General features: G+C 46.1%; 9 protein-coding genes. 5 read left to right on the top strand and 4 right to left on the bottom strand.

Annotated elements, in window-relative coordinates:
- The 4 genes from QT974_RS04125 to QT974_RS04110 form a co-directional block, all read right to left on the bottom strand.
- Positions 1–3,160, bottom strand: a 3,160-nt coding sequence (locus QT974_RS04125; RefSeq protein ID WP_333467253.1) for a DUF4347 domain-containing protein, incomplete at its 3' end; no start/stop codon positions are given.
- A 1,173-nt stretch (positions 3,161–4,333) separates the two neighbouring features.
- Positions 4,334–4,654: a DUF6464 family protein gene (locus QT974_RS04120; protein ID WP_333467252.1), complete on the bottom strand. Its 321-nt coding sequence runs from the start codon at positions 4,652–4,654 to the stop codon at positions 4,334–4,336.
- 374 nt (positions 4,655–5,028) lie between these two features.
- Positions 5,029–7,509 (bottom strand): phosphoenolpyruvate synthase, encoded by a 2,481-nt coding sequence (gene ppsA, locus QT974_RS04115; RefSeq protein WP_333467251.1) that lies wholly within the window; start codon positions 7,507–7,509, stop codon positions 5,029–5,031.
- Between the two features lie 534 nt (positions 7,510–8,043).
- Positions 8,044–8,196, bottom strand: coding sequence for a hypothetical protein (locus QT974_RS04110; RefSeq protein ID WP_333467250.1), 153 nt, complete (start codon positions 8,194–8,196; stop codon positions 8,044–8,046).
- A gap of 133 nt (positions 8,197–8,329) precedes the next feature.
- Between QT974_RS04110 and QT974_RS04105 the strand changes: the two genes are divergently transcribed.
- From QT974_RS04105 to QT974_RS04085, 5 genes are all read left to right on the top strand, one after another.
- Complete coding sequence (locus QT974_RS04105) at positions 8,330–14,806, top strand: PAS domain S-box protein (protein WP_333467249.1); 6,477 nt, start codon at positions 8,330–8,332, stop codon at positions 14,804–14,806.
- Between the two features lie 292 nt (positions 14,807–15,098).
- Complete coding sequence (locus QT974_RS04100; RefSeq protein WP_333467248.1) at positions 15,099–15,344, top strand: RRXRR domain-containing protein; 246 nt, start codon at positions 15,099–15,101, stop codon at positions 15,342–15,344.
- A gap of 188 nt (positions 15,345–15,532) precedes the next feature.
- Positions 15,533–16,750 (top strand): hybrid sensor histidine kinase/response regulator, encoded by a 1,218-nt coding sequence (locus QT974_RS04095; protein WP_333467247.1) that lies wholly within the window; start codon positions 15,533–15,535, stop codon positions 16,748–16,750.
- A 483-nt stretch (positions 16,751–17,233) separates the two neighbouring features.
- Positions 17,234–22,252 (top strand): PAS domain S-box protein, encoded by a 5,019-nt coding sequence (locus QT974_RS04090; protein WP_333467246.1) that lies wholly within the window; start codon positions 17,234–17,236, stop codon positions 22,250–22,252.
- Positions 22,253–22,541: 289 nt separating this feature from the next.
- Positions 22,542–25,853, top strand: coding sequence for a PAS domain S-box protein (locus QT974_RS04085; RefSeq protein WP_333467245.1), 3,312 nt, complete (start codon positions 22,542–22,544; stop codon positions 25,851–25,853).
- The last annotated feature ends 112 nt before the right edge of the window (positions 25,854–25,965 follow it).

Genomic DNA, 25,965 nt, shown 5'->3' with positions numbered 1-25,965 from the left:
CGCTGGCTAAACTGGCGATCGCCGGGAAAACGATCGCGCCTGTGGTTGGGTTGTAGGTTCCGCCGCCGGAGGCCGTAACTCCTGTTAAGCCGGGAATCAGGCTGTCGGTGATGACTACATTGGTGGCGGCACTCGGGCCGCTGTTGCTGGTAGTGATTGTATAAGTGAGAGTACCCCCGGCATTAATGCTCGCCGGAGCAGTTTTTTGGGTGACAACATCAGCCCTGGCAGCGATGGTGGTAGTGACGCTGGCGTTGGGGTTGCTACCGTTGTTGTTGCCAGGAATCAAGTCGGGGGTGATGGAGCTGCTTCTGGCTGTGTTGCTAATCGGAATAGTTGCTGTCAGCGGTACTGTGAAGCCGATCGTCCGGAGCGCTGTGGTGCCGTTGGCGATCGCCACTGGTGGAAAGCTGACAACGCCGGTCGCTGCGTTGTAAGTGCCGTTATCGGATGCCGTGACTCCGGTTAGCCCGGGCACGATGCTGTCGGTGATGGTTACAGCTTGTGCAGGACTCGGGCCATTGTTGACTGTGGCGATCGTGTAGCTGACCGGGTTGCCCGGGGTAGCATTGGTAGAGCCGGTTTTAGTGGTTGCTAGGTCGGCGTTGGGTGTAAGCGTTGTCCTTACCGTGGAGTTAGTGGGAGTACCCTCTTTGTTGGTTGGTGAGCCGTTGTTGTTAGTGGCGATCGGATCGGGAGTTGCTGAGCTGCTCCGAGCCGTGTTGCTGATGGCGGTAAGGCTGATTGGGGGAATAAAACTGATATTGCGGAGCGCAGTAGACCCATTTGCTAGCGCCGGCAGTATGGGGAATGTGACAATCCCGGTTTGTGCGTTATACGTTCCGCCGTCTGATACGCTGACCCCCGTTAAACCCGGAACAATGCTGTCAGTGATAGTCACGTTCTCCGCAGCATCAGGCCCCTTGTTAACCGTGGTCACGGTGTAGGCAATGTTTGAGGCGATCGGGGCAGTCACAGGGCCGCTTTTGGTAGTCACTAAATCCGCAACTATATCAGTTACCGTGGTAGGAAGCAGACCGGCTCCATCGATTTGCCCGGGGGGGAGAATACTATTGTTATTGGTGAGGTTGGGGTCGAAAGTCGAGCTATTGCTGAATGCAACGTTGGAAAAAGTATCGCTGCTAGTTAAACCGGGCGGCAGATTAATTGTCAGGGTGTAAGTGAGAGTCTGGCCGGGATTGAGAACCGGAATTAGCGGCCAAGTCACAGACTTGGTTTGGTTGACGTAGGTGCCGCTGTTGGAGGCACTCAGCACCGGTGGCGCTCCGTTCGGAAGCAGGAGTTGTACAGGTATTTCGTCTTGAATCAGAACGTTTCGAGCCGGGGCTGGGCCGTTGTTGACAGTAGTAATTGTGTAGGTAATGCTGCTCCCGGGCTTGATGAATTGCGGGCCAGTTTTGATCGTGCTCACATCCGCCGAGACACTCGGAGGATTGATAGTTTCAACTACCAGGTTTTGCAGTTCGTGAATGTTGTTGCCGCTTCCTGTGGAACTACCAAAACCAAACTTGAAAATTGGCGGTACTGTACCGTTGATCGTTGCCAAGTTCCCGATATCGATCACTGTGGTTTCGTAGGTGCCGTTAAAATCCGTATCGAAGGCAACGGTGAGGCGGTTGGGATTCCTCGGATCGTTAGATGGATTTAGGGTAATTTGAACGGATCTTTTGGCTGCATCGCGATCGCTCGTGAAGTCATTGCTGAAGTTAAAATCGCTGAAATTGCCGGTAGAGGTAATACTCGTGGGAATGTTATCGATGCCGAAGGGAACGATCGTATTTGTTAAAAACTGATAATTGTCGGCTTCACGGCCTCTGACGGTGACAGAATCAGGTCTGTAATCACCAATAGCAGAGCCGGGAATCGGAGGTGGCATCGGGCCGGACCGCCCTTCTGAGGATGTGGAAAAATTGCCAAACTCGTCAAGTCCAATACCTAAATAACCTCCGGAAATACCGGGTATGCCGCTGCGTTGAGCGTAGCCGAGAGAACCGCCGAAACCCCCTGTCCTGGTTGGACTGGCTGTGCCGTCAATGAAGAAGAAACCCAGCCCGTCCCCTGGCTGAGGCTCGATCGGGAAGCCCGGAGAAAGCCGGGTTTGGGCGCTGGAACCGTAGGAATAAAAATCAAACTGGACTCTGAGGCCGTCGGTGGAAGAAATGGGGTTGTTGTAGATGACGAAGGCTTCCCGGGTGTTCTCTGCTGGAGTTAATTGCAAAGCCCCATCGCCGGGATTGCGCCCGCCCAATGCTGGAAGTACCCCCGATACTGTGCCTCCGGTAATCCCGGGGACAGGTTGTCTCGATGCTGGAAGCCCGTTGCTGGGATCGAACAGCGCACCGCCGTTTCCCCCGTAAATCCAAGGCCCTCTAACTGTGGCGTTTTTGAAAGTTTCGTTAACTAATGTGCCGAGGGTGTAAGCGTATGCTGCGATCGCTTCTGGTTCAATGGCGAGCCTCGCCTCGATTTCCCCGGTCACAAATCTTAATTCCCAGTCGCCCCCTAGTGCTGCACTTCCCGTCAAGTTGTCGGAAGCGGAGATATCTGCACCGACAATCGAGCTCAAGCTTCGCACGAAGGCGGCGCCGTTTTCCCCTGCTGCGACGCTACACCCGCACAACAAAATATTTCCTCTCTCGCTGAGGGCTTTTCCCCACTGCTGCAACAAATGGCTGTAGCTTTCTAAGTTTTCGCCATCGAGGGCGATCGACCCGAGTTGTACTGCTGCTTCTCGACCGTGAGAAATTATTTGCAGGCTGTCTAAATTGCTGCAATTAGCCAAAATTCTAGTAATTTGCTCGACTCCATCGAGGGCCGAGTCGAGTATAAATACCTCTGTACCTGCTGTTGCTCCTCTGGCTAAGCTGTCGTAGTTCTCTACTCTGCCATCGAGGAACAGGATATTTTTTACAGGGGCGATCGCAGGCTGGCTTGCTAGCAAAAATTCTCGCTCTGACTGTCCAATTGGGGCCCCACCGCTGTTGTTTTTGCCCAGTAAACACGAGTCGGCTTTTGCAATTCTTATTGTTTTTTTTCGAGAATAAGTTGCTTTAGTTCGGGAGTTTTTGCCAGCAATTCTTGCGGTAGAGTTCCCTGCTTTTTGGGTTAGGAAAATTGGTTTGTTGCAGATGCTTTGCATGGTTGAATTGCCTCACTGATTGTATATAATATACCCTCTTCAAGATGAGAATTATCACCTGTTGAAAAGATTGAATCCCATAGTCAGAGACTGTGCTGGTTAAATGCCCGAAGAGCTACAGGCAGATTTTATGCAGCATAAATCTTTGCTATCTTGCTATTTGATAGCATTGCAAATATCGCCAGCACCAGGGCTGAGGCTTGAGATTTTAAATTTTTAAAATCTATCTATCGGGTGATATTTAGCCTTTGTTTTCTTAGCAGGTCGGTCTTGACAGGCGGCTCTCTTACATCCCGCAGCAGACAATAACAGGAATTCTCAAAAATTTACTAAATGAGGTTTTCTGTGGATTACCTAATGCACTTTAGCAACCAAAAAGTTTGATTGTTCCGGATGCAAAAACTGGGTTTGATGGATGAAAAAAAATTTCGTTACAGCCCTCGCTCCCGAGCCCAAACCCGGTTTTTGAAAGTGAGGAGCGCGCCAGCCATGGAAACCAATAGCAACCAGACATTAATTAGAGAGGCGGTTGCTAGGGAGTGCAGGCCATAAGATAACTAGGCCGGCAGTGTCCAAGGCGCGTGATTGAATTGAAATCGGCATACCCTGTATCGACGAGGCGTCTTAAAAATTCATGACTTGCAGTCTGGAGACAACAATCTAGGTTTGAGGCTGCGTTCATCTGCGATCGCCACAACAGATTACTATCGCCTATAACCGACTTCCCCAAATGTCAAATTCGAGTCTTCGAGCGGGTTTTTATTTAAGATAAATGCTCGAATTAATGGTTCATGCGGAATTTTTCATGATGTTTGAGAGAAATTTACTAGCAAATTTGGCTGTCAGCTAGTTGCGATTTTTATTTGCCAATTTGCTTAAATGTCGGATGTACGGCGAGGCTACAAACTCAATTTCTAGATTTCTAGCCACCAAGCCAAGATTTATCGCCTAAATCTGGTTTCTGAGCCTACTCCTCAATTATAAAAACACAGACCGCAATCCGCTTTTTATGGCAACTGTAACCCAGCAATACTGCTCGATTTTGTTTTAATTGCTGAGTTTTGGCGAGGCTCGTCCCGAACAAGTTCCAACAACAATCCCTACACTTAAGTACATCTTAACTCATCGGTTATTAGATCCGCAAATATGCGTACATACCAGCCCCTATACAACCTATATCTTTTCACCGCGAACGTCAAGAGTTCTGGCTTGGTAATACCGACAATCAAGACAGGGCCCAGAAGGATTGACGGCGCAGCGAATGTAATTAGAGCGGGCGTTATATTCGCAAGTGATATCGCCGATCGGATAACCGAGACCTTCTACATAGGTGCGATCGCCCGTTTCTAGTTGAGTTCGTAGGGGTCTATTTGCTACCGCAATCCGGGCCGCTACAATTGAGTCGCGGGCTTGACCGCTTGCCGATCGCATCACCCACAAAGACAGCAGCCACGGAGCTAAACCTATGAAAATAATCAGGAGAACTGTAAACACGTTTTTAGAGATTTTGTGAATAATCTTTTTATTTATTTACACAACGATCGCCAACCAAAATTTACGATCGGGCAAAAGACGGTTTTCAATCATGAAAGTTCCCAGCCAGTTTTCAAAATATGCCACCGGTGCGTTAACTGTTTGCTGGCGAGGGCGGGTAAAGGCTGTTGTCGATAGGTTAGATCGTTCCGAATGCGAGTCCGATTTAAATCAGAGAACTCGCATTCGGAACGATCTAACGCCATAGTGGTTACACTTGGGAGCATCTCATGTTTGTAAAAAAGATTTTTTGATTATAGTGCCGTCCCCGCTGGCGTATCCTACAATACGCGATCGCCGACAGCACTATAAAAATGAAAAACTGAGATGCTCCCTTACACTTTAGCAACCTGAGCGGCTAAATCCATCACCGCACCAGAAGCCTCCACCTTAGCCACATCCAACAAAGTCTTCAAAACCGAATCGGGATTCAAACTAATCGAATCAATTCCCAACTCAACCAAAAAGCGACCAAACTCTGGATAATCGCTGGGGGCTTGGCCGCAAATTCCAATCTTGCGATCGTACTTTTTGGCAGCTTTAATGGCAATTTCCACCATGCGCTTGACAGCTTCATTGCGTTCGTCAAATATCTGGGCAACTAAAGCAGAATCCCGGTCTAATCCTAATGTTAGCTGAGTTAAGTCGTTGGAGCCGATCGAGAATCCGTCAAACACTTGGGCAAATTCGTCAGCCAAGATGACATTGCTCGGTAACTCGCACATCACATACACTTGCAAGCCATTTTCGCCCTTAACTAAACCGTGTTTTGCCATCTCGGCCAAGACTTTGCGCCCTTCCTCGGGGGTGCGGCAAAACGGAATCATCGGAATCACATTTGTCAAGCCCATGGAGTCGCGAACTCGCTTCAAAGCTAGGCATTCCAAAGCGTAAGCTTCGCGGTAATTCGGGTCGTAATAGCGAGCAGCGCCGCGCCACCCGAGCATCGGGTTTTCTTCCTTCGGTTCAAACTGTCGCCCTCCCAAAAGATTAGCATATTCGTTGCTCTTGAAATCGCTCATCCGCACGATGACAGGATTCGGATAAAACGCAGCGGCGATGGTGGCAATTCCGCAGGCCAACTTGTCGGTAAAGAAATCGGGTTTGTGTTCGTAAAGTGCTGTGAGTTTAGCAATTTTGCGCTTGACAGATTCGTCGGTCAATTCGTCAAAATGAATCAGTGCTAAGGGGTGAGCTTTGATGTGGTTGGCGATGATGAATTCTAGTCGCGCTAAGCCTACGCCGTCGCAAGGAATTGCTGACAAACCAAAAGCTTCTTCTGGATTGCCGACGTTCATTAATATTTGAGTGCGGGTGCGGGGCAAATTGTCGATATCAGTTTCTTGAATTTCAAAAGGAACTAAACCGGCATAAACTTTGCCCTCGTCTCCTTCGGAACAAGAAACAGTAATTTCTTGATTGTTTTGCAAAACTTGGGTACCGTCGCCGGTGCCTACAATGGCGGGGATTCCCATTTCGCGGGCAATGATCGCAGCGTGGCAAGTGCGGCCGCCGGAGTTGGTGACGATCGCACTTGCTTTTTTCATGATCGGTTCCCAATCCGGGTCTGTTTTGTTAGTAACAAGAACTTCTCCTGCTTCAAATTGAGCGATTTGGTGAACGTCTAAAATGATGTGCGCTTTGCCTTGTCCGATGGCTTCGCCAACGGCGCGCCCTGTTGCCAAAATTGCGCTGGAACCTTGCAATTTGTAGTTCCGTAAAACTGTAGCGGATTTTTGGGATTGTACTGTTTCCGGCCGCGCTTGGACGACGAAGAGTTCGCCGGTATTGCCGTCTTTTGCCCACTCAATGTCCATCGGCGTGTAGGTACCGCGCACTTGGGTGTAGTGTTCTTCTATCTGTACTGCCCACTCTGCCAACTTAATAATTTCGTCATCGTTAAGGGCGTATTTGCTGCGTTCTGTTGGGGCTACTGATACGTTTTTGGTGTATTTGGAACCGCCTTGATCGTACACCATTTTGATATCTTTGGTGCCGAGGCGTTTGTCGAGAATTGGGCGAAAACCTTGTTTTAATGTGGGTTTAAAAACTAGGTATTCGTCGGGGTTTACTGCTCCTTGAACGATGTTTTCTCCTAGTCCGTAGGCGGCGGTGATTAAGGCGGCATTTTTGAAACCGGTTTCGGTGTCGATGCTGAACATGACCCCGGAGGATGCTAAGTCCGATCGCACCATTTTCTGCACGCCGACGGATAAGGCGACTTCTAAGTGGTCGAAACCCCGCTGTTGGCGGTAAGAAATTGCTCTATCGGTGAATGTAGAGGCGAAGCATTTGTGGCAGCATTCGAGCACGCCGGTGCAACCGTGGACGTTGAGGTAGGTTTCTTGCTGTCCGGCGAAACTGGCGTCTGGTAAGTCTTCGGCGGTGGCGGACGAACGTACTGCTACGTCGGTGCCCTCGCCGTAGCGATCGCACAGTCGATCGTAAGCGCTCGCGATCGTTGCTTGCAATTCTCGCGGAAACGGTGTATTCAGAATCAATGCGCGCGCCATCTTGCCTTTTTGTTGCAGGTTCTGGACATCTTCTACGTCTAAATCGGCCAAAATTTCGCGCAATTTTGCTTCTAAACCAGCCGACTCGATGAACCAGCGGTAAGCGTGTGCTGTAGTTGCAAATCCGTTGGGGACGCTAACTCCTTTGGGGGTTAACTGTTGGATCATTTCCCCTAAAGAAGCATTTTTTCCGCCTACTAATGGGATGTCGCAGATGCCTACTTCATCAAACCACAATACTAAGGCTTTTTCTTTGGGAATTAAAACTTGTTTTTGTTGAATTGCTGCTAATTTTTCGAGCATTGCTTTTTTCCTCGCGATTTGTGCTCATTTAGGCCAGTCGATTTGGGATTTGGGATTTGGGATACGTTGACGGAGCTCAGTACAAGTTTTAGATTGACTGCAACTCATGAATCACCCGAGCCGGAACAAAAGCCTTGCCCCCTCGCGCAGTCGCTTAGTCTAAACTTTTGGGCTGCTGGCGACTCGTGTCGGAAGCTTGTCTCCGTTTTTGGTCGGGGGTCAAAGGAGAGTCTATTTTTTAAGGTCGTTTTCTTTCGTAAATTCTCGGAGGTTTCCTGAGGCTCTATTTATCTGAGTTTTTGCTTGCCTGTATTTCAATATTAGAACTTTTTTTCGATATGGCAATACCCCTAGGGGATATTTTTTTAGTTAATTGCAAATAGTAAAGAAATGGCAGCGGAGAGTTTTTGTAAGCTATCATCAAAAATACAAGTCAAAATGTGAAGCACAAACATAATTACTACGGTTTTTGTTGTTTGGGCGCGCAGTGGTGTGGGGATAGCGCTCGGATTGTGTTGAAGCGTGTAAAGGCCACTAAGGAGCTTTTGCTGGGGGCGATCGGCTGCGGGGGGCGATCGCCAAAAAAAACACCACGCCGAGCAGCTTGGGTAACCTCAAAAAACCGAACTTATAAAAATCGTAAAAGTTAAACCTGCGATCCGGTTTAGCTACTGAGATCGCAAACACAGTTTATGTAAATTAGAACACAGTAGTTGTTTAACCTAATAAGTATTTTTTTTGCCATCATTGTTTTTGTGGCTTAAATTATTTATATGCTATAATATTTATCTCGACTGGCTTATGACAAATAAAAAGGTATATGACATCAGTTTTGAGATCAACCGCAAAGCGAAACGGCTTTAAAGTTCTCCTGGTCGAAGACAATCAAGCCGAAGCCGATCTAATCGAAGAATTGTTATTAGAAACAAATGTCAGCAGACAGGGTAGCGAAAGGCTGTCAGTAAGCTGTACAGACCGTCTGGGCAAAGCGCAGCAAATTTTAGTGGGCGAACATTTTGATGTAATTTTACTAGACCTTTCGCTCCCCGACAGCCAAGACTTAAGTACAATTGTCAAAATCCAAGAATACAGCCTCAATACTCCGATCGTCGTACTGACAGCCCACAACGACGAACAACTCGCCGTGCAGTCAATCCAAGCAGGCGCTCAGGATTATCTAGTCAAACGAAAAATCGACAGCGAAGTGTTAATGCGATCGCTCCGCTACGCAGTCGAGCGACAGCACAACCAGGAAGCTTTGCAAAAAAGTGAAGAAAAATATCGCTCGGTAGTCGAGAATTCTCTCGTCGGAATTGCCATCATTGCTCCTCCAAATTCGCCCTCAGAACCCGCAAAATGCGAGTGGTTGGAAGTTAACGATGCTTTGTGCAATTTGCTCGGATACCAGCGCCAAGAACTTTTGCACGGAAATTGGGAACAGTGGGGTTTTGCAGAAGACTGGGCAGCCACTTTAGAGCAGTTAAATAAAATTTTTGCTGGAGAGAGCGAAGGCTATATTTTAGACAAAAGGTGGCAGAGAAAAGATGGCAAAATAGTTTATACTCGGGTTTCCCTGCGCTGCATCCGGGGCCGTGACGGCTCGATCGACCGGATGATTAAAGTAGTCTTGGACGTGAGCGATCGCTACCGCTACGAAACCGAACTCAAAGCATCAGAAGAGTTTTTAAATCACACGATTAATGCAACTCCTGACCCAATTTTTGTCAAAGACGAGCAACATAGGTGGATTGTATTAAACGATGCTTTTTGCGAATTGATGGGAAAAGGGCGATCGGAACTGATAGGTACGTCGGGATACGAGTTTTTGCCGGCAGCACAATCCCAAAATTTTGAGCTACAAGACGAGCAAGTATTGCAAAGAAGTATTCCCAAGCAAACGGAAGAAACTTTTAGAAATAGCGCAGGTCAAGAACGCATTATATCTACTAAAAAAACAGTTTTTAATAAAGCTGACGGCACTAAAATGTTGGTCGGAATCATGCGAGATGTGACCGAGTACAAACGGCAGCAAATAGCTTTGCAGGAAAGCGAAGCTCGATTTCAAATCATGACCGATAATGTGCCGGGAATGATTTATCAATACCGACTTTACGTAGATGGCAAAACATCTTTTACTTACGTCTCTTCCGGGAGTTGGCAGCTCTACAATTTACTCCCGGAAGAAATAGAAGAAAATGCTGGCTTGGCTTTTGCAACTGTTCACCCAGACGACATCTCAGACTTGCAGCGCTCGATCGCCACTTCAGCGACGACTCAGCAGGCGTGGCAACATCTGTGGCGCCAAGTTATGGGAGAGCGAGTCAAATGGCTGCAAGGCGCCGCTCAACCCTCCAAGCAAGCCAACGGCGATATTGTTTGGGATGGTTTGGTGATGGATGTCACCGAATTAAAACAAACTCAGCAAGAGCGCGATCGCTTTTTTAATATCTCCCTAGATTTACTTTGCATTGCTGGTTTTGACGGTTATTTCAAACGCTTGAACCCCGCTTGGTCAAATGTATTAGGTTACAGCCGAGCCGAACTTATAGCCGAACCTTTTCTAAAATTATTGCATCCCGAAGACCGAGAAATAACTTTAGGTAAATTAGAAAAACTCAAAAAAGGGTACCCCGTTATTAACTTAGAAAACCGCTATCTTTGCCAAGATGGTACTTATAAATGGCTGTCGTGGACGGCATCACCATTTGCCGAAGAAGGTTTGATTTATGCAGTTGCCCGCGACATTACATCGAGCAAGCAAGCAGAAGCTGAATTACGCAAGAGCGAAGCCACTAACCGCGCTCTTTTAAATGCGATACCTGACATGATTTTTCGCTGTCGCGCTGACGGCACTTTTGTATACTTTAAACCCGCAAAAGACCTCCACACGCTGGTACCGGACAATATATTTATTGGCAAAAAAGCACAGGACATACTGCCTGCTGCTTTTGCTGAAAAAATTTGGTCTGGCAATCAACAAGCCATCAACACTGGCGAGATTCAAGTAGTCGAATATCAACTCCCAGTTAAGGATGCACTGTGCGATTTTGAAGCGAGATTTGTCTTCTCCACAGATGACGAAATTATTGCGATCGTCCGCGACATTACTAACCGCAAACGTTTCGAGTCAAAACTCCAGCTACAAGCCGCAGCAATGGCAGCCGCTTCCGAAGGTATCGGTATTGTCAATGCCAGTGGAGAGCTGATTTATGCCAACGCAGCTAAACTCAAAATCTACGGTTACAATGCCCTCGAAGAAATGTTGGGCAAAAGTTGGAAAATGTTTTATGAAGGTGCAGAACTCGCAAGGTTTGAGCAGGAAGTTATGCCGACTTTAGCGCACCAAGGTTATTGCAGCACAGAAGCAGTAGGCTGCCGCCGCGATGGCTCTCAATTCCCTCAAGAAGTGTCGCTGACAATTTTGCCGGAGGGCGAAATAATTTGCATTGTTCGCGATATTGCTGCGAAAAAGAAAGCAGAAGCAGACTTGCAAGATAGCAAGCGGTTTGGCGATCGCATTGCTGAGGCAAGTCCTAATATTTTGTACGTTTATGACTTAATAGAAGAAAAAAATATTTATGCTAATGCTTCTATCTCCCAGATAATTGGGTATACGGTAGAAGAGATTCAGGCAATGGGGCCCTTGATGTCAACTTTGATGCACCCCGAAGATGCCATCAAAATGCCGGATTATTTACAGCAAGTCGAAACGGGTACAGAAGGGGATATCTTTGAAATTGAATACCGCGTCCGGCACAAGGATGGTTCTTGGCGCTGGATTGTCAGCCGAGATACTGTATTTGCTAAAACCGCAGACGGCAAGTTAAAACAAATTCTTGGCACGGGAACTGATATTACAGAAAGCAAGCAAGCAGAAGATGAAATTAAGCTGTTGCTGGCAGCAAGTCAAGCAATTAGTCAGTCGGCAGATTTTCAGAGTGCTCTTCCTAATATCCTGCGATTGCTGTGCACTGCCATCGGCTGGAATTTTGGGGAAGCTTGGATACCGACTGCTAATGGTACTGTTTTGGAACACAGCCAAACTTGGTATGCTAGCGATCGCGATTTAGATAGCTTTGGCCGCGAAACTAAAAAAATTAGATTCGCCCCCGGAGTGGGAGTGCCGGGACGGATTTGGTCAACCCGAAAGGTAGAATGGATAGAAGATGTTTCTGATGTCAATAATTCATTTTTTGCCCGATCGCAAATGGCGGCAGCAGTCGGATTGAAAGCTTGTTTTGGTGTGCCAATCCGCGCGAATTCAGAGGTGCTGGCAGTTTTACTATTCTGCAAGCGCGAGCGCTCGATTATGGAGCCGCGTATAGTAGAATTGGTCAAGGCGGTAGCTACTCAGTTGGGTTCTCACATTCAGCGCAAACAAGCTGAAGAAGAATTGCGCAAAAGTGAAGAACGCTGGCAGTTAGTTCTTAAAGGCAATCAAGACGGAATTTGGGATCTTAATCTTCAAACAGATCAAGCTTTTAGATCGGCCCGCTGGCAAGAAATTATCGGTTACGCAGAGGGCGAAATTGACCGCACCAACAGCGAATGGATCGATAGCATTCATCCAGACGATCGCGATCGCGTGCAAGCCACAATTCAAGATTATCTCGACCGCCAAACCCCCAATTACGCCACCGAATACCGCTTGCAATGCAAAGACGGCAGCTACAAGTGGGTGCTCGCCCGCGCTCAAGCAGTCTGGGACGAAGCCGGAAATCCCCTGCGGATGGTGGGTTCAATGACGGATATCAGCGATCGCAAAGCAGCAGAATTAAATTTGTTGCGGGTCACTCAAGCCGTGGAAAGTACCAGCGATGCGATCGCGATCGCCGACTTGAAAGGGCGGTCTATTTATCACAATCAAGCCTTTATTCAGCGTTACGGCTACACGGTGGAAGAACTCAACGAACTCGGCGATAGTACAACCCTTTACATCCGGCCTGAAACTTACAAACACATCTACAAAAACATTCGCAAAGGTCGCTCTTGGTGCGGTGAGGTGGCGCTGCGCACTAAGAGCGCCGAAGCTGTTACTGCTCTGGTGCGAGCCGACACCATTAAAGATAAAAACAGCCATTCTATCGGTTTGATTGCAGTAATTACTGACATCACAAAACGCAAAGAATCTGAAGCAATTTTGCGCCAGCAATTAAAGCGCGAACAGTTGGCAATAGCTATGCTAGAACGCATTCGCTCTTCTCTCAATCTTGAAGAAATTCTCACCAAAGCAGTCGAAGAAGTGCGCCAGTTTTTGCAAGTAGACCGTACTGTTATTTACCAATTCAATCCTGATTGGAGCGGGTTTATCGCTGTCGAGTCGGTTGATAAAAATTCCCTCTCAATTATCGGAATGGAAATTTACGATCCTTGTTTTGGGGAAGCCTACGTTCCTCTTTACAAAGATGGCAGAATTAGAGCCACAGAAGATGTTTACAATGCTGGTATCGCCGACTGTTACTTGAGTTTGTTGACTCAGCTCGAAGTGAGAGCGAGTCTGGTAGTGCCGATTTTGCAAGGCGAAAAATTGTGGGGGCTGTTAATTGCACACCACTGCACGGGCCCGCGTCCCTGGCAAAAAATGGAGGCAGAGTGCCTGAAACAATTGGGGGTGCAGTTGGCGATCGCCATTCAGCAATCGACTTTGTTTGAACAAGCACAAACCGAAATCTCTGAACGCAAACAAGCAGAAGCTGCCCTGCAATTGGCCGTATCAGCCGCCGAATCGGCTAGCCGCGCTAAAAGCGACTTTCTCGCCAACATGAGCCACGAATTGCGGACGCCTTTGAACGGTATTATGGGATACATTCAACTGCTGAAGCCCGATCGCAATTTAACAGCCGAACAACAGGAGAGCTTGCATAGCGCTCACCAGTGCTGCAACCACTTACTGACGCTGATTAACGATGTTTTAGACCTCGCAAAAATTGAAGCTAGTAAAATGGAACTGTCTGTGACAGAAGTGGATTTACCCAGTTTGGTAAAAAGTATTGTTGACTTGTTCCAAATGCGATCGGATCAAAAAGGGATTGCGTTTAATTACGAGCCGCTATCTCAACTCCCAAACTGGGTATTCGCTGATGAAAAAAGGCTGCGACAAATTTTGATTAACTTGGTGAGTAATGCGGTCAAGTTTACTAATATCGGCGGCGTGACATTTAAAGTCGGTTACGTCGAGAATTTTGCTGAAAATTTAACTGCAAAAAATTCGATAAATTCTAGTTTGACCCCCCAAGCGGGTGACGGGAGAGTAAATTTGAGGTCTCTTCCACTACCGGAACATCAGCCGATCGCCCCAGAAGCAGCAGCGGACTCCAAAGCCCCAAATCCACAGCAATCACCCGTTGCTAAAATTCGCTTTCAAGTCGAAGATAGCGGCATTGGCATCAGAGAGAATAAATTAGAAGAAATATTTTTGCCTTTTCATCAAGTGGGCGATCGTCACAATTTCGTCGAAGGTACCGGGCTGGGACTTTCCATCAGCCAAAAATTAGTCACCATGATGAGCAGCCAAATTCGGGTGCAAAGTACCCCCGGCCAAGGCAGTATCTTTTGGTTGGATCTAGACTTACCCGTAGTCGCCCAGTCTTCCGAAATCCCCTGCGCCCCAGAAAAACGCCGGCTTGTCGGTTTTAGCGGCAGAGGGCGCAAAGTGCTGATCGTGGACGATCACGAAGTAAATCGCGCTATGCTGCACAGAATGCTTTCTCGTTTGGGCTTTGAAATTGCACAAGCCACCGACGGCGAAGACTGCTTAAACAAAGCACAGGAATTTCTACCGGATGTAATTTTAATGGACTTGCTGATGCCCGTAATGGACGGTTGGGAAGCTACCAGGCGGCTGCGACAGTTGCCGAAATTAAAAGATGCGGTTATCCTTGCTTTGTCCGCTAGCGTTTACGAGACTACCAAGCAAGAGAGCATACTTGCAGGTTGCGATGATTTTCTTACCAAGCCGATTCAAACTAACGAGCTTTTAGAAGTGTTGCGCCTGCATTTGAGACTAGAATGGATTTACGAAGACGGATCGGAAACCAAAAAACGCAAACCTCACACTCCCAAAGCATCATCTGACATTGCTACTGCTGACTCAACGATGGTATCTCCTGCCTCAGAGTCGGTCTTAGCGCTGTTAAGACTCGCTGCAATGGGCGATATAGAAGCTATTCTGGAGGAAACAGCTAAACTCGAACATTCTGACCCGACATTAGTGCCTTTCGTTCATCACCTGCGCCAACTTGCTAAAGGATTTAAGCTCAAGCAAATTCGAGATTTTTTGAAGCAACAGTTGTCGTGACAACTCCACACTCTGACTGTTCGCCAGTACAGCGTGGGCTTCTGAATCAAGAAGCTTGTCATTAGCCTTAGTAATTCATCATGCCAGAATTACTACGTTACTTCAGAATATATAGGCACTTTGGGATACAGGTTTGGCAACTGAGTTCTAGTCCCAGACACTGCGGTTAATCATTAAACATTTCTACTGGAAGCCGGAACCGGAAAGTGTGATTAGCATTAAACCTAGAGCAACATTGGCGAAGAACACCACTCGCAAGAGTTAAGTTATCTATTAGCTTAAATTCCAAATCATGAAAATTTTAGTAATCAATAAAGATGGTCGTCCATTGATGCCCACCACTCCCCGCAAAGCGCGAGTTCTACTAGCAACAGGTCAAGCCGAAATTATGGGTCGCGACTCATTCACGATCCAATTAATCTATGGAAGTGCCGGATATATCCAGCCAGTAACTCTCGGTTTCGAGCCGCTGCTCCCCCTTCAAAAAGGAGGGACAGGATTCTGTTCTTGCGTCCCCGCTTTTGATGCGCCAGAGTAGGGGGTATGTGAGGCGGATCTCCGGCAAGTAAAAACTGTTAAGTCAACAGTATTGCCCGACAACAATGGTGGTAAATAAAAGCATATACGAAGCAACCGCGTTTCGAGAGCCACCGAAAATCGCTGGAATGCGATTTCAATTCACCACCGACAGCTCACAACTAATTTTTTTTAATGTTTCCCTTGAATATGAACGATAAAAATTCCGACAACAGAAGCATCATACTAATTGTTGATGACAACCAAACCAATCTTGACGTACTTTTCGAGCTGTTAAGGAATTATGGGTTTAAAGTATTAGTGGCTCTCGACGGCGAAAGTGCGATCGAGCAAATAGAATACATCCATCCAGACTTGATACTTTTGGACATCATGATGCCAGGAATTGACGGTTTTGAAACTTGCCTGCGTTTGAAAGCAAACTCGTCAACGCGAGATATTCCCATCATCTTCATGAGCGCCCTTTCCGAGACCCTCGATAAAGTAAAAGGCTTTCAGACAGGAGCCGTTGACTACATCACTAAGCCATTCCAGCACGAAGAAGTGTTGAGCCGCATTCAAACTCACCTGACAATCCGCACGCTGCAAAAAAAACTCGAAGAAAAAAACCAGGAACTTGCCCACCTCAACCACAACCTGGAAAGACTTGTCGATCAAAAAACCAAGCAACTGATCGACCAGGAAAAAACAGCCATCATCGGACGTTTGACCCAGGGAATGGTTCACAACCTCAAAAGCCCGCTGCAAGTGATTCAGACTAGCGTCGATTTGATTGAAACAAAAGCCACAAAAATTCAAGAAGAATCAATATTTAATTATACTAAGTATATTTATCAAGCCGTCACAAAAATCAATCAGATCATGGATACTCTGATGATGAAAAGCAGAAAAGAGCAAAAGCAAGATTTGCAGGCTGTGAATATCAACGAATTAGTGCAGCAAGAAATTCAGTTATTGGAAGGCAATCTTTATTTTAAAAACAAAATTAGAAAAAAATATTTTTATGACGAACAAATTGAAAGTATTCCCTTGATTTATTCCTATATTTCTCAAGTATTTTATAATTTAATCAATAATGCAATGGATGCGATGTGGGAAAAAAAAAGCAGGGAACTAACAATCGTGACCAGACAAGACGACTCGAACATATACATGGATATTGCAGATACAGGCTGCGGCATAGCAGATGAAAACTTGTCAAAGCTTTTTGACCCTTTTTACACATCAAAGCCACCTAAAGGCGAGGAAAAAATCGAAGGTGAACCCACAGGAACAGGTCTCGGACTGTATACTTGCATTGAACTTTTAAAACCTTTTGAAGGCGAGATTGCGATTAGCAGCAAAGTCGGACAAGGTAGTGTATTTACAGTTGTGCTGCCCAAACAGCCGAAAACTCGATCGGTTTAACTCAGTAAAATCATGTCGGCTTCTACAACTGTAATTAGGTTTGCAGTCAGGAATGCAGGTGATTTTTAAACCCAGAAATAAAACTAAAGTTATTACCACAAACGGCAGTCTATTGTCAGTGATTCAACGGAGACAATCTCCTAACAGGCTACGTAAATTCACGGGATTTTTCCTAGGTTCGCACTCAGGATGCAAATGCTTCTCGCAGCGCACTGTTTTGCTTTGCCCCTTGCTATTTATCTGCGAAAGGTTGTAAATTTAAATCAGAATTGAGTTGCCAGATAGCCAAAAGTATAATTATTTTGACCCGAAAGGTTTTCGCCGAGGTGGACAACTTACAGCCAGAAACTCAATTTTACAAATAAATCTGGGGTGTGCCAGCACCCAGCGCACTCTAAAACCTGTGTTTCAAGCTCCCCAAAAATCAGCTAGGTAGCTGCATCCGCTGCTGCCACTTTTTATATATTCGTAAAAAATAGTAACATGAAATCTGCTTTTGAATCAATTTTAAGGTCTGGTTGCTGGAAAGTTCTGTTAGTAGAAGACTGTGCAGAAGATGCAGAACTAATTCAAGAACTGCTTTCCTATCGCCGAGTGGGACAATCTATTGAGACGACTAATGTAGTTTGCCTTCAAGAAGCTATAGAAATTTTAAGCTGCCAGATTTTCGATCTAATTTTATTAGACCTTTCACTTCCTGACAGCCCCAAAAATCATACTTTTTTCCGGCTGCAAGATTGCGGGATAAATATTCCGATCGTGATTCTGGCAGTCGCCGATGACGAAGAATTGGCTGTCGAGTTGATTGCGGCTGGCGCTGAAGATTATCTGGTGAAGACAGAAGCAGACAGTCGGATGCTGCTGCGGACGATCGATTGCGCGATCGCCCGCCACAAACGGCAAGCCGAATGTCACAAAAGTCAACAAAAATACCAGCAGGTTGTTGACAATATCAAAGAAGTTGTTTTTGAAACAAATATTGCGGGCGATTGGACTTTTCTCAATCCGGCTTGGACGAAAATTAGTGGATTTACCGTTGAGGAAAGTCTAGGTAAATCTTGTTTGAGTTACATTCATGCTGACGACAAATACCAATATTTAAATTTCTCTAGGAATCAGAGAGAAAATCAAGCAGTATCCTGGTGCTATCAAATTCGATATTTTACCAAAAATGGCACAATTCGCTGGGTGGAAGTCCAGGAGTTTTTGAGGATGGGCGCCAACAGCGAGGCGCTGGGAACGACAGGAACTATTAAGGATATTACGGAAAAAGTTTTAGCACTTTCAGAACTCGAAGCTAGTAAAAATTTTTTGAATTATACGATCGATGCAGTTGCCGATCCAATTTTTGTTAAGGATGAACAGCACCGCTGGATACTTTTAAATGATGCTTTTTGCAAGCTGATCGGCAAGTCGCGCGAGCAACTGCTGGGTAAGTCAGATTACGACTTTTTCTCAAAAGAAGAAGCTGAGATTTTTTGGCAGAATGACCAACAAGTGTTTGGGACGGGGGCTGAAAATGAGAGCGAGGAAGTATTTACGGACGCCAGCGCTGCCAAGCACATTTTGTCTACTAAAAAAACTGTCTTTGAACATACTGACGGCAGTAAAATTTTGGTGGGGGTAATTCGAGATATTACTCAGGAGCGGCAGAAACAGTTAGCTCTGCAAGAAAGCGAAGCTAGAGTGGGGCAACTTGCTGCGAATTTGCCGGGAATAATTTATCAATTTCGGCTTTCAGCCGACGGTCAAAGGTATTTTCCTTACCTTTCTTCTGGGCTCTGGGATTTATATGAATTGGTAGCAGAAGATGTTCAGTTGCATCCGGAATTTATGTTCAGTTGCATTCATCCAGACGATCGCCAAAAATTTGAGGAATCTGTTGCTGTTTCGGCGGCAACTATGCAGCCCTGGCAGCAGGAATGGCGCGCGATTATGCCGTCGGGAAAAGTTAAGTGGATGCGAGGTGCTTCGAGACCTGAGCGACTTGATTTTCCTGAAAAAATAGGGCAGGAAGGGGATATTGTTTGGGAAGGCATAGTGCTGGATATTACTGATTTAAAACAGGCCGAAGCAGGTTTGCGGGAGAGCGAAGCCAGATTTAGATCGCTGGTTGAGAATATCCCAGGCGCTATCTATCGCTGCTTGTATGACGCTGATTGGACGGTGGTATTTGTTAGCGATGAAGTTGAGGCAATTAGCGGCTATCCTGCTGAAGATTTTATTGACAACAACCGCTTGAGTTTTGGGAGTATTATGTATGAGGCAGATCGCGAAATGCTCGCAAAACAAATCGGGGCAGCGGTAGAGTCGAAACAGCCGTACCATGTAGAATACCGGATTGTTCGCGCTGACGGTACGGTGCGGTGGATCTCGGAAAGAGGCAGGCCGAGTTATGATTCAGCAGGGCGAGTTTTGTGGCTGGATGGAGCGATTTTTGATATTACCGATCGCAAAAACGCCGAAATGACTCTGTGCTTGGTAACTCAAGCTGTAGACAGCGCTAGCGATGCGATCGCGATCGCAGATTTAGACGGCTATTCAATTTATCACAATCAAGCATTTATTCAGCGCTACGGCTATACAGTTGAGGAACTAAATAATGTCGGTGGCCCGGGAATCATGTACGCCAAATCTCAAGAGTTAAGAAAGTTATTTAAGGCACTCAGGAAAGGTTTATCCTGGAGTGGTGAAATTGAACTAAAGGCTAAAAATGGTGAAATAAAAAAAGTTTTATTGCGAGCAGACTGCATTCAAGATAGCGCCAGTCAACCGATAGGAATGATGGCAATTATCGCTGATTTTACAGAACTCAAGCGCGCCGAATCCGCCTTAAAATTCAGTCAAGAGCGATTGCAGTTGGCAGTTTCAGCTAGCTCCTTGGGACTGTGGGATTGGAATATAGCTACTGGCGAAACTTATTTTGACGCGCAGTGGAAAGCAATGATCGGTTACGCAGAACATGAAATTGAAAACAACTTTCAAGGCTGGGAAAACTTACTGCATCCCGAAGATAAAATCAAGGCAAGAGAATCTTTAAATTTATATTTTGAAGGTGACATCGAGATTTATGAATTTGAATTTAGGATGCTCAACAAAACCGGGAATTGGCAGTGGATTCTGGGAATGGGCAAGGTAGTCGAGTACGACGAATGGGGTGGGCCGTTGCGGATGAGTGGCACCCACAAAGATATTAGCGCCCGCGTGGCAGCAGAAGCAGAAAAAACGCAGTTGATCGCATCTTTGCAACAACTTACCGACCAGTTGCAATACGCGCAAAAAATTGCCAGGATGGGGAATTGGGAATATGATATTGAGGCCGGAATTGTTAACTGGTCGGCCGAAGTGTTTCGAGTTTACGGTAGAGAATTGCATCTGCCGCCGACTATGGCAGAAATTTTAGAGCAAATTCATGTCGATGACCGAGAAAGGGTGACAAAAGCTTTGCAAAAAGCCGTGACTGAAGGGATAGCTTTCGATATCGACCACCGCATCTATTTTTCACCAGCAGAAATCCGGCACGTTAATTGTAAAGGTCAAGCTGTTAAAAACGAGTTGGGCAAAGTAGTGCGGCTGTTTGGCACAGAAATGGATATTACCGATCGCAAACAAGCAGAAATTGCTTTGCAAGAAAGCGAACAGCGATTTCGAGCTGTGTTTGAACAAGCGGCGATCGGCATTGTTAAAGTCTGGCCAGACGGTCATATTTTGAAGGCAAATCAAGGCTTTTGCAATATTATCGCCTACTCAGAAGCGGAACTGAAAGTGCGAAATATCTGGGATATTTCGCACCCAGAAGATATAGAAGCAGATATTGAGTCTGGCGAGCGACTGTTAGCTGGGGAAATTTTAAATTATTCAATTGAGAAACGCTTTGTTCGCAAAGACTGTTCGTTTGTTTGGACTAATGTGACTGTATCTTTGGTGCGGGATGGGTTTGGGGAGCCGAGCTACTTAATTGGTGTGATTGAAGATATTAGCGATCGCAAACTTGCTGAGGCGATCTTGCGCCAGCAATTAAAGCGAGAACGGCTGGTGGTAGGAATGCTGGAACGGATTCGCTCTACTCTCAATTTAGAAGAAATTTTGACGAAAGCTGTTGCTGAAGTACGGCATTTCTTGCAAACCGACCGCACAGTTATTTATCGTTTTAATCTTGATTGGAGCGGTTTTGTAGCTGTTGAGTCTGTCGATGAAAATTGGCTGTCAATTCATGGAATGACTATTAACGATGGCTGTTTTCAAGATGGCTGTGTTGCTGCTTACGAACAAGGTCGTACTGTAGCGATAGATGATATTTTTAAAGCAGGTTTGTCCGAGTGCTACATTAATTTATTAAGTCAATTTCAGGTGCGAGCGAATTTGGTGGTGCCGATTTTGCAAGGCGAGAAGTTGTGGGGGCTGTTGATTGCTCACGAGTGCGCGGGGCGCCGCCGCTGGCTGGAAATTGAGGTGGAGTGTCTCAAACAAATTAGCGTACAGTTGGCGATCGCGATCCAGCAATCGATGCTGTTGGAGCAAGCAGAAACTGAAATTGCCGATCGCAAACAAGCCGAGTCAGCGTTACAGGAATCGGAAGCGCGAGAACGTTCAAAAGCCCTAGAGTTGGAAGCAGCGATTAACAAACTCAGAACTACTCAAGCTCAGCTCGTTCAAAATGAAAAAATGGTAAGTTTGGGTCAGTTAGTTGCTGGTGTCGCTCACGAAATTAATAACCCCGTCAGCTTTATTCACGGGAATCTCAGTCCGGCTCGCGGTTACAGTTTAGATTTGTTGAAATTGATTAAAATTTACCAGCATTACTGTCCTGATGCTCCGCCTGAAGTTTTGGATAAAATTGATGAAATTGACTTGGATTATATTGCTGAGGATCTCCCGAAATTGTTTAGTTCGATGCAGGTTGGAACCGAGCGAATTGTCGAGATTGTTAAATCCTTGCGCAACTTTTCCCGGTTGGACGAGTCCGCTGGTAAGTCGGTGAACATTCACGATGGAATTGACAGCACTTTGATGATTTTGCAAAATCGGTTGAAATCTCACAGCAGCCGTCCGGCGATTCAGGTGGTTAAAGATTACCAGCTATTGTCGCAGGTTGAATGTTTTCCGGGCGAGTTGAATCAAGTATTTATGAATATTTTGATTAATGCGATCGATGCTTTGGAAGAGCGGGACAAGCAGCGGACGATCGAGGAGTGCGATCGGCATCCCAGTACGATCGCGATTCGCACTTATCAGGCTGCTGCGGGCTTCGTAGCGGTATCTATTGCCGATAACGGGCGGGGGATACCGGAGCTGGTGCGATCGAGGCTGTTTGACCCGTTTTTCACGACTAAGCCTGTGGGTAAGGGTACGGGCTTGGGATTGTCGATTTCTCACTCGATTGTAGTCGATCGCCACGGCGGCCGATTGAGCTGTGTTTCGACACTGTTCCAGGGTGCGGAGTTTTTGATTGAAATTCCAGTGCGATCGAATTTAACTGCTACCAACGGAAATTTGGGGTAATTGGTAATCGGTAATCGGTAATAAAATTTTGAAAAAAATATCATACATACTATTTTCGCTAAAATAAGCACTGTAAAATTGGTTCGATCGTTCGGAATGCGAGTCCTTATCAAAACTTTGAGGACTGAAGTCCGAACGATCAAACCTTTATTGTGCGCGAGTTTTAGCCCGCTTGGACAAATCAATTCCACCCTGATATATTAGTGGGAAAGCTAAGATTTTGTGAGGGCTAATTGCGGCGCATTACAACAAAAAAAATAGCAACTGTCAACTTACCATTTGTCAAGTTATGACCAGTTCTACAGGTGAAACTAAAGTGCTAAAACAAGTGCCGATCGGCGCTTTCTCGGGTGCGAGCGAAAATTGCTGGCGCGACTGGGCCGATCGCATCCCAGTCATGCTGTGGATAGCAGATGCAGAGAGCGGTTGCAATTACTTTAATTTGCAGTGGACAGAATTTACTGGGCTGACAGAAGCACAAATTTGCGATCGGGGTTGGACGGCAAACATTCACCCTGACGATTTAGATTGTTGGGAGCAAATCTATCTGAATGCTTGGAATTTTAACTCTAATTTTCAGAGACAATATCGCCTGAAAAGAGCTGACGGCGAGTATCGGTGGATCGAGGAGACAGCAGTTGCTAAATTGACGCCTGCTGGAGAATTGGCAGGATTTATCGGCACAGCGACAGATATTAGCGATGCCGTGGCGGCAGCTACGCAACGCAAAAAAACCGAAATCGCCCTGCAACAAGCACATAAAATTCTCGAAGCAAGTTTAAATCGGTTTGACTTAGCAGTCAGCGCTGCTTTTGACGGCATTTGGGATGCGCCGATTGTTCCCGAAGACGCGTTCAATCCCCAAAATCCGGTGTATTGGTCGCCCCGATTCAAAGAATTGCTCGGTTATGAAAGCAGCGAATTTGAAAATATTTTAGACGCCTGGATATCGCGAGTTCATCCAGAAGATTTAGAGTTTGTATTGGCAGCAATATCAGGTCATTTAGAACAACAAATTCCGTTCAAAGATATAGAATATAGGATGCAAAAAAAAAGCGGTGAATACATTTGGTTGGCCGTTCGCGGACAAGCAATTTGGGACGAAAATGGCAGACCGCTGAGATTTGCTGGTTCAATTCGAGACGTTAGCGATCGCAAAAAAGTACAAGAACAACTCCGCGCTCAAGAACAATTTTTGCGCAGTATTTATGACGGTATTGACCAAATAATTTTTGCAGTTGATGTCGGTACTGACGGCGAATTTCGCTATGCCGGTTTCAACCCTCTCGGGAAGCAAGTTCTGGGGCTAGGAGACGAGAGCGAGTGGGGTGGCAAAACTCCCGAAGCCGTATTTGGCGAGGAACTCGGAACAGCAATGCGGCAAACTTATATCAGTTGCGCGCGATCGCAAAATTCAGTTGCTTGGGAACGATGCTTGAAGTTCCAAGGAGCAGATACTTGGTGGCTAGTTACCCTGACTCCGCTGCTAGACGAAACGGGCAGAATTTATCGAATCATCGGCAATTCCAAAGAAATCACAGAGCGCAAAAAAGCCGCAGATCAACTATTAGAATACCAGCGAAAACTAGAAGAAAGTCAAAGAATTGCTCATATCGGCAACTGGGAATTTGACCTCGCTACGGGCGAGATTATTTGGTCAGATGAATTGAAACGAATTTTTGGTTTTCAACCAGAACAACCAGCCCCAAGTTATCCAGAATTTATGCAGCAAATTCATCCCAACGATCGAGAACGCTTTCAACAAACCATAGACGCAGCGATCGCCCTCCGTCAACCCTACGAAATTGACTACCGCCTTTACCGTTGCGACGGAGAACTGAGATATGGGATCGCTTGGGGGCAAGTGTTGCAAAACACCGAAGGCGAAGTTGTAAAATTATTTGGAGCCTCGATCGATATTACCGATCGCAAACAAGCAGAATTAGCCCTACAACAAAGCCAAAAACGCCTCCGCGCCGTTGTCAAAAATGCACCCATAGTTTTATCTTGCATTGACCGCCGCGGTATATTTACGCTTTCGGAAGGAAAAGCTTTAGAACCTTTAGGATTTAAGCCCGGAGAAGCCGTAGGCTTATCGGTTTACGAACTTTACAAAGATCATCCCGAAATTATCGAAAATATTAACTTGGTTTTGGGAGGGGAGGAAAGAACCTGGTCTGCTGAATTAAACCGGGCAATTTACGAAAGTCGCGGCACCCCAATATTAGATGAAAAAGGAGAAGTTGCAGGATTAATTGCTGTTTCAGTTGACATCACAGAAAGGGCGCGGGTTGAAGAAGCTTTGAGACAAAGCGAAGCAAAGCTGCGCTTAATTCTCGAAAATATGCCAGTCATGCTGAGCGCTGTTGATGCCGAGCGCAATATCATAGTCTGGAACCGAGAATGCGAACAGGTACTGGGTTACAGCGCCGCCGAACTTGTTGGGAACCTGCAAGCAATACAACTCCTCGTCCCCGATGTTAACTACCGTCAACAAATATTTAGAAAAGTTGTCGGATTCGGTCACAATTTTAGAAATTTAGAAGTAGAAATTCGGGCTGCTGACGGCAGCATCAAAACAATTGCTTGGTCTAATGTTTCGGCTGATTTTTGCGTTCCCGGCTGGGATTTTTGGGGAATCGGTGTCGATGTTACGGAGCGAACAGCAGCAGAATTGGCCCTGCGAACATCGGAATCGCAACTGAGAGAACAAACAGCGCAATTAGAAATAGCTTATCGCGCCCTCGCCAATACGCAAGCACAGCTCGTGCAAAGTGAAAAAATGTCTTCTTTGGGTCAATTAGTTGCGGGAGTCGCTCACGAGATCAACAATCCTGTCAGCTTTATTTTTGGCAATATCAGCTATGCCAAAGATTACACAACTGATTTGTTAAAAATCCTCGAACTTTACCGAACATCGTACCCTGAACCTACCTCAGAAATTCAGGCAGAACTTGAGGAAATTGATTTAGAGTTTCTTCAAGAAGATTTGCCGAACCTGCTGGATTCTATGGCAGTAGGAGCGCATCGCATTCAAGAAATTGTCAAGTCTTTGCGCACTTTTTCTCGTTTGGACGAAGCAGCTTTTAAGGCAGTGAATTTGCACGAAGGAATAGATAGCACTTTGATGATTGTAGCTCACCGTTTGAAACCGCACGGAGATAAACGAGCTATTGCCATAATTAAAGACTACGGCAATTTACCTCCTATTGAATGTTACTCGGGTCAATTGAATCAGGTATTTCTGAATTTGTTGATAAATGCGATCGATGCTATGGAAGAAAAAGCAATAAATCATCAATCTGATGGGGATAACTCGTCAATTCCTACAATTAAGATTCGCACGGAAGTTGTGGCCCAGGAGCGAGTGAAAATTAGTATCGCCGACACCGGTACGGGGATTCCCGAGTCTGTGCAGCAGCGGCTGTTTGACCCATTTTTTACTACAAAACCAGTCGGCAAAGGTACGGGATTGGGATTGGCTATTAGTTACGAAATTGTAGTTCAAAAACACCAAGGAACATTGCAGTGCAACTCAAAATTAGGCAGCGGTACCGAGTTTGCGATCGAAATACCGATCCGCCAATTACCAGCAGAATAAAATTTGTAATTGATGGCGTTTGATCGTTCGGAATGCGAGTCCTCTGATTTATGAGGACTAAAGTCCTCACTACGAACCAATTTGATTGTGGTCGTTCGAGGCTACAGGATAT

Source organism: Microcoleus sp. BM001215392 (assembly GCF_036700185.1).
In the GTDB taxonomy this organism is placed as follows: domain Bacteria; phylum Cyanobacteriota; class Cyanobacteriia; order Cyanobacteriales; family Microcoleaceae; genus Microcoleus.
The sequence above is the reverse complement of the archived record's forward strand: the minus strand, read 5'-3'. Positions and strand labels throughout refer to the sequence as shown.

Excerpts from the sequence above, each read along its gene's own strand:
- ppsA (WP_333467251.1), bottom strand. The coding sequence starts at position 7,509 with ATGCTCGAAAAATTAGCAGCAATTCAACAAAAACAAGTTTTAATTCCC.
- QT974_RS04105 (WP_333467249.1), top strand. The coding sequence starts at position 8,330 with ATGACATCAGTTTTGAGATCAACCGCAAAGCGAAACGGCTTTAAAGTT.
- QT974_RS04100 (WP_333467248.1), top strand. The coding sequence starts at position 15,099 with ATGAAAATTTTAGTAATCAATAAAGATGGTCGTCCATTGATGCCCACC.
- QT974_RS04095 (WP_333467247.1), top strand. The coding sequence starts at position 15,533 with ATGAACGATAAAAATTCCGACAACAGAAGCATCATACTAATTGTTGAT.
- QT974_RS04090 (WP_333467246.1), top strand. The coding sequence starts at position 17,234 with ATGAAATCTGCTTTTGAATCAATTTTAAGGTCTGGTTGCTGGAAAGTT.
- QT974_RS04085 (WP_333467245.1), top strand. The coding sequence starts at position 22,542 with ATGACCAGTTCTACAGGTGAAACTAAAGTGCTAAAACAAGTGCCGATC.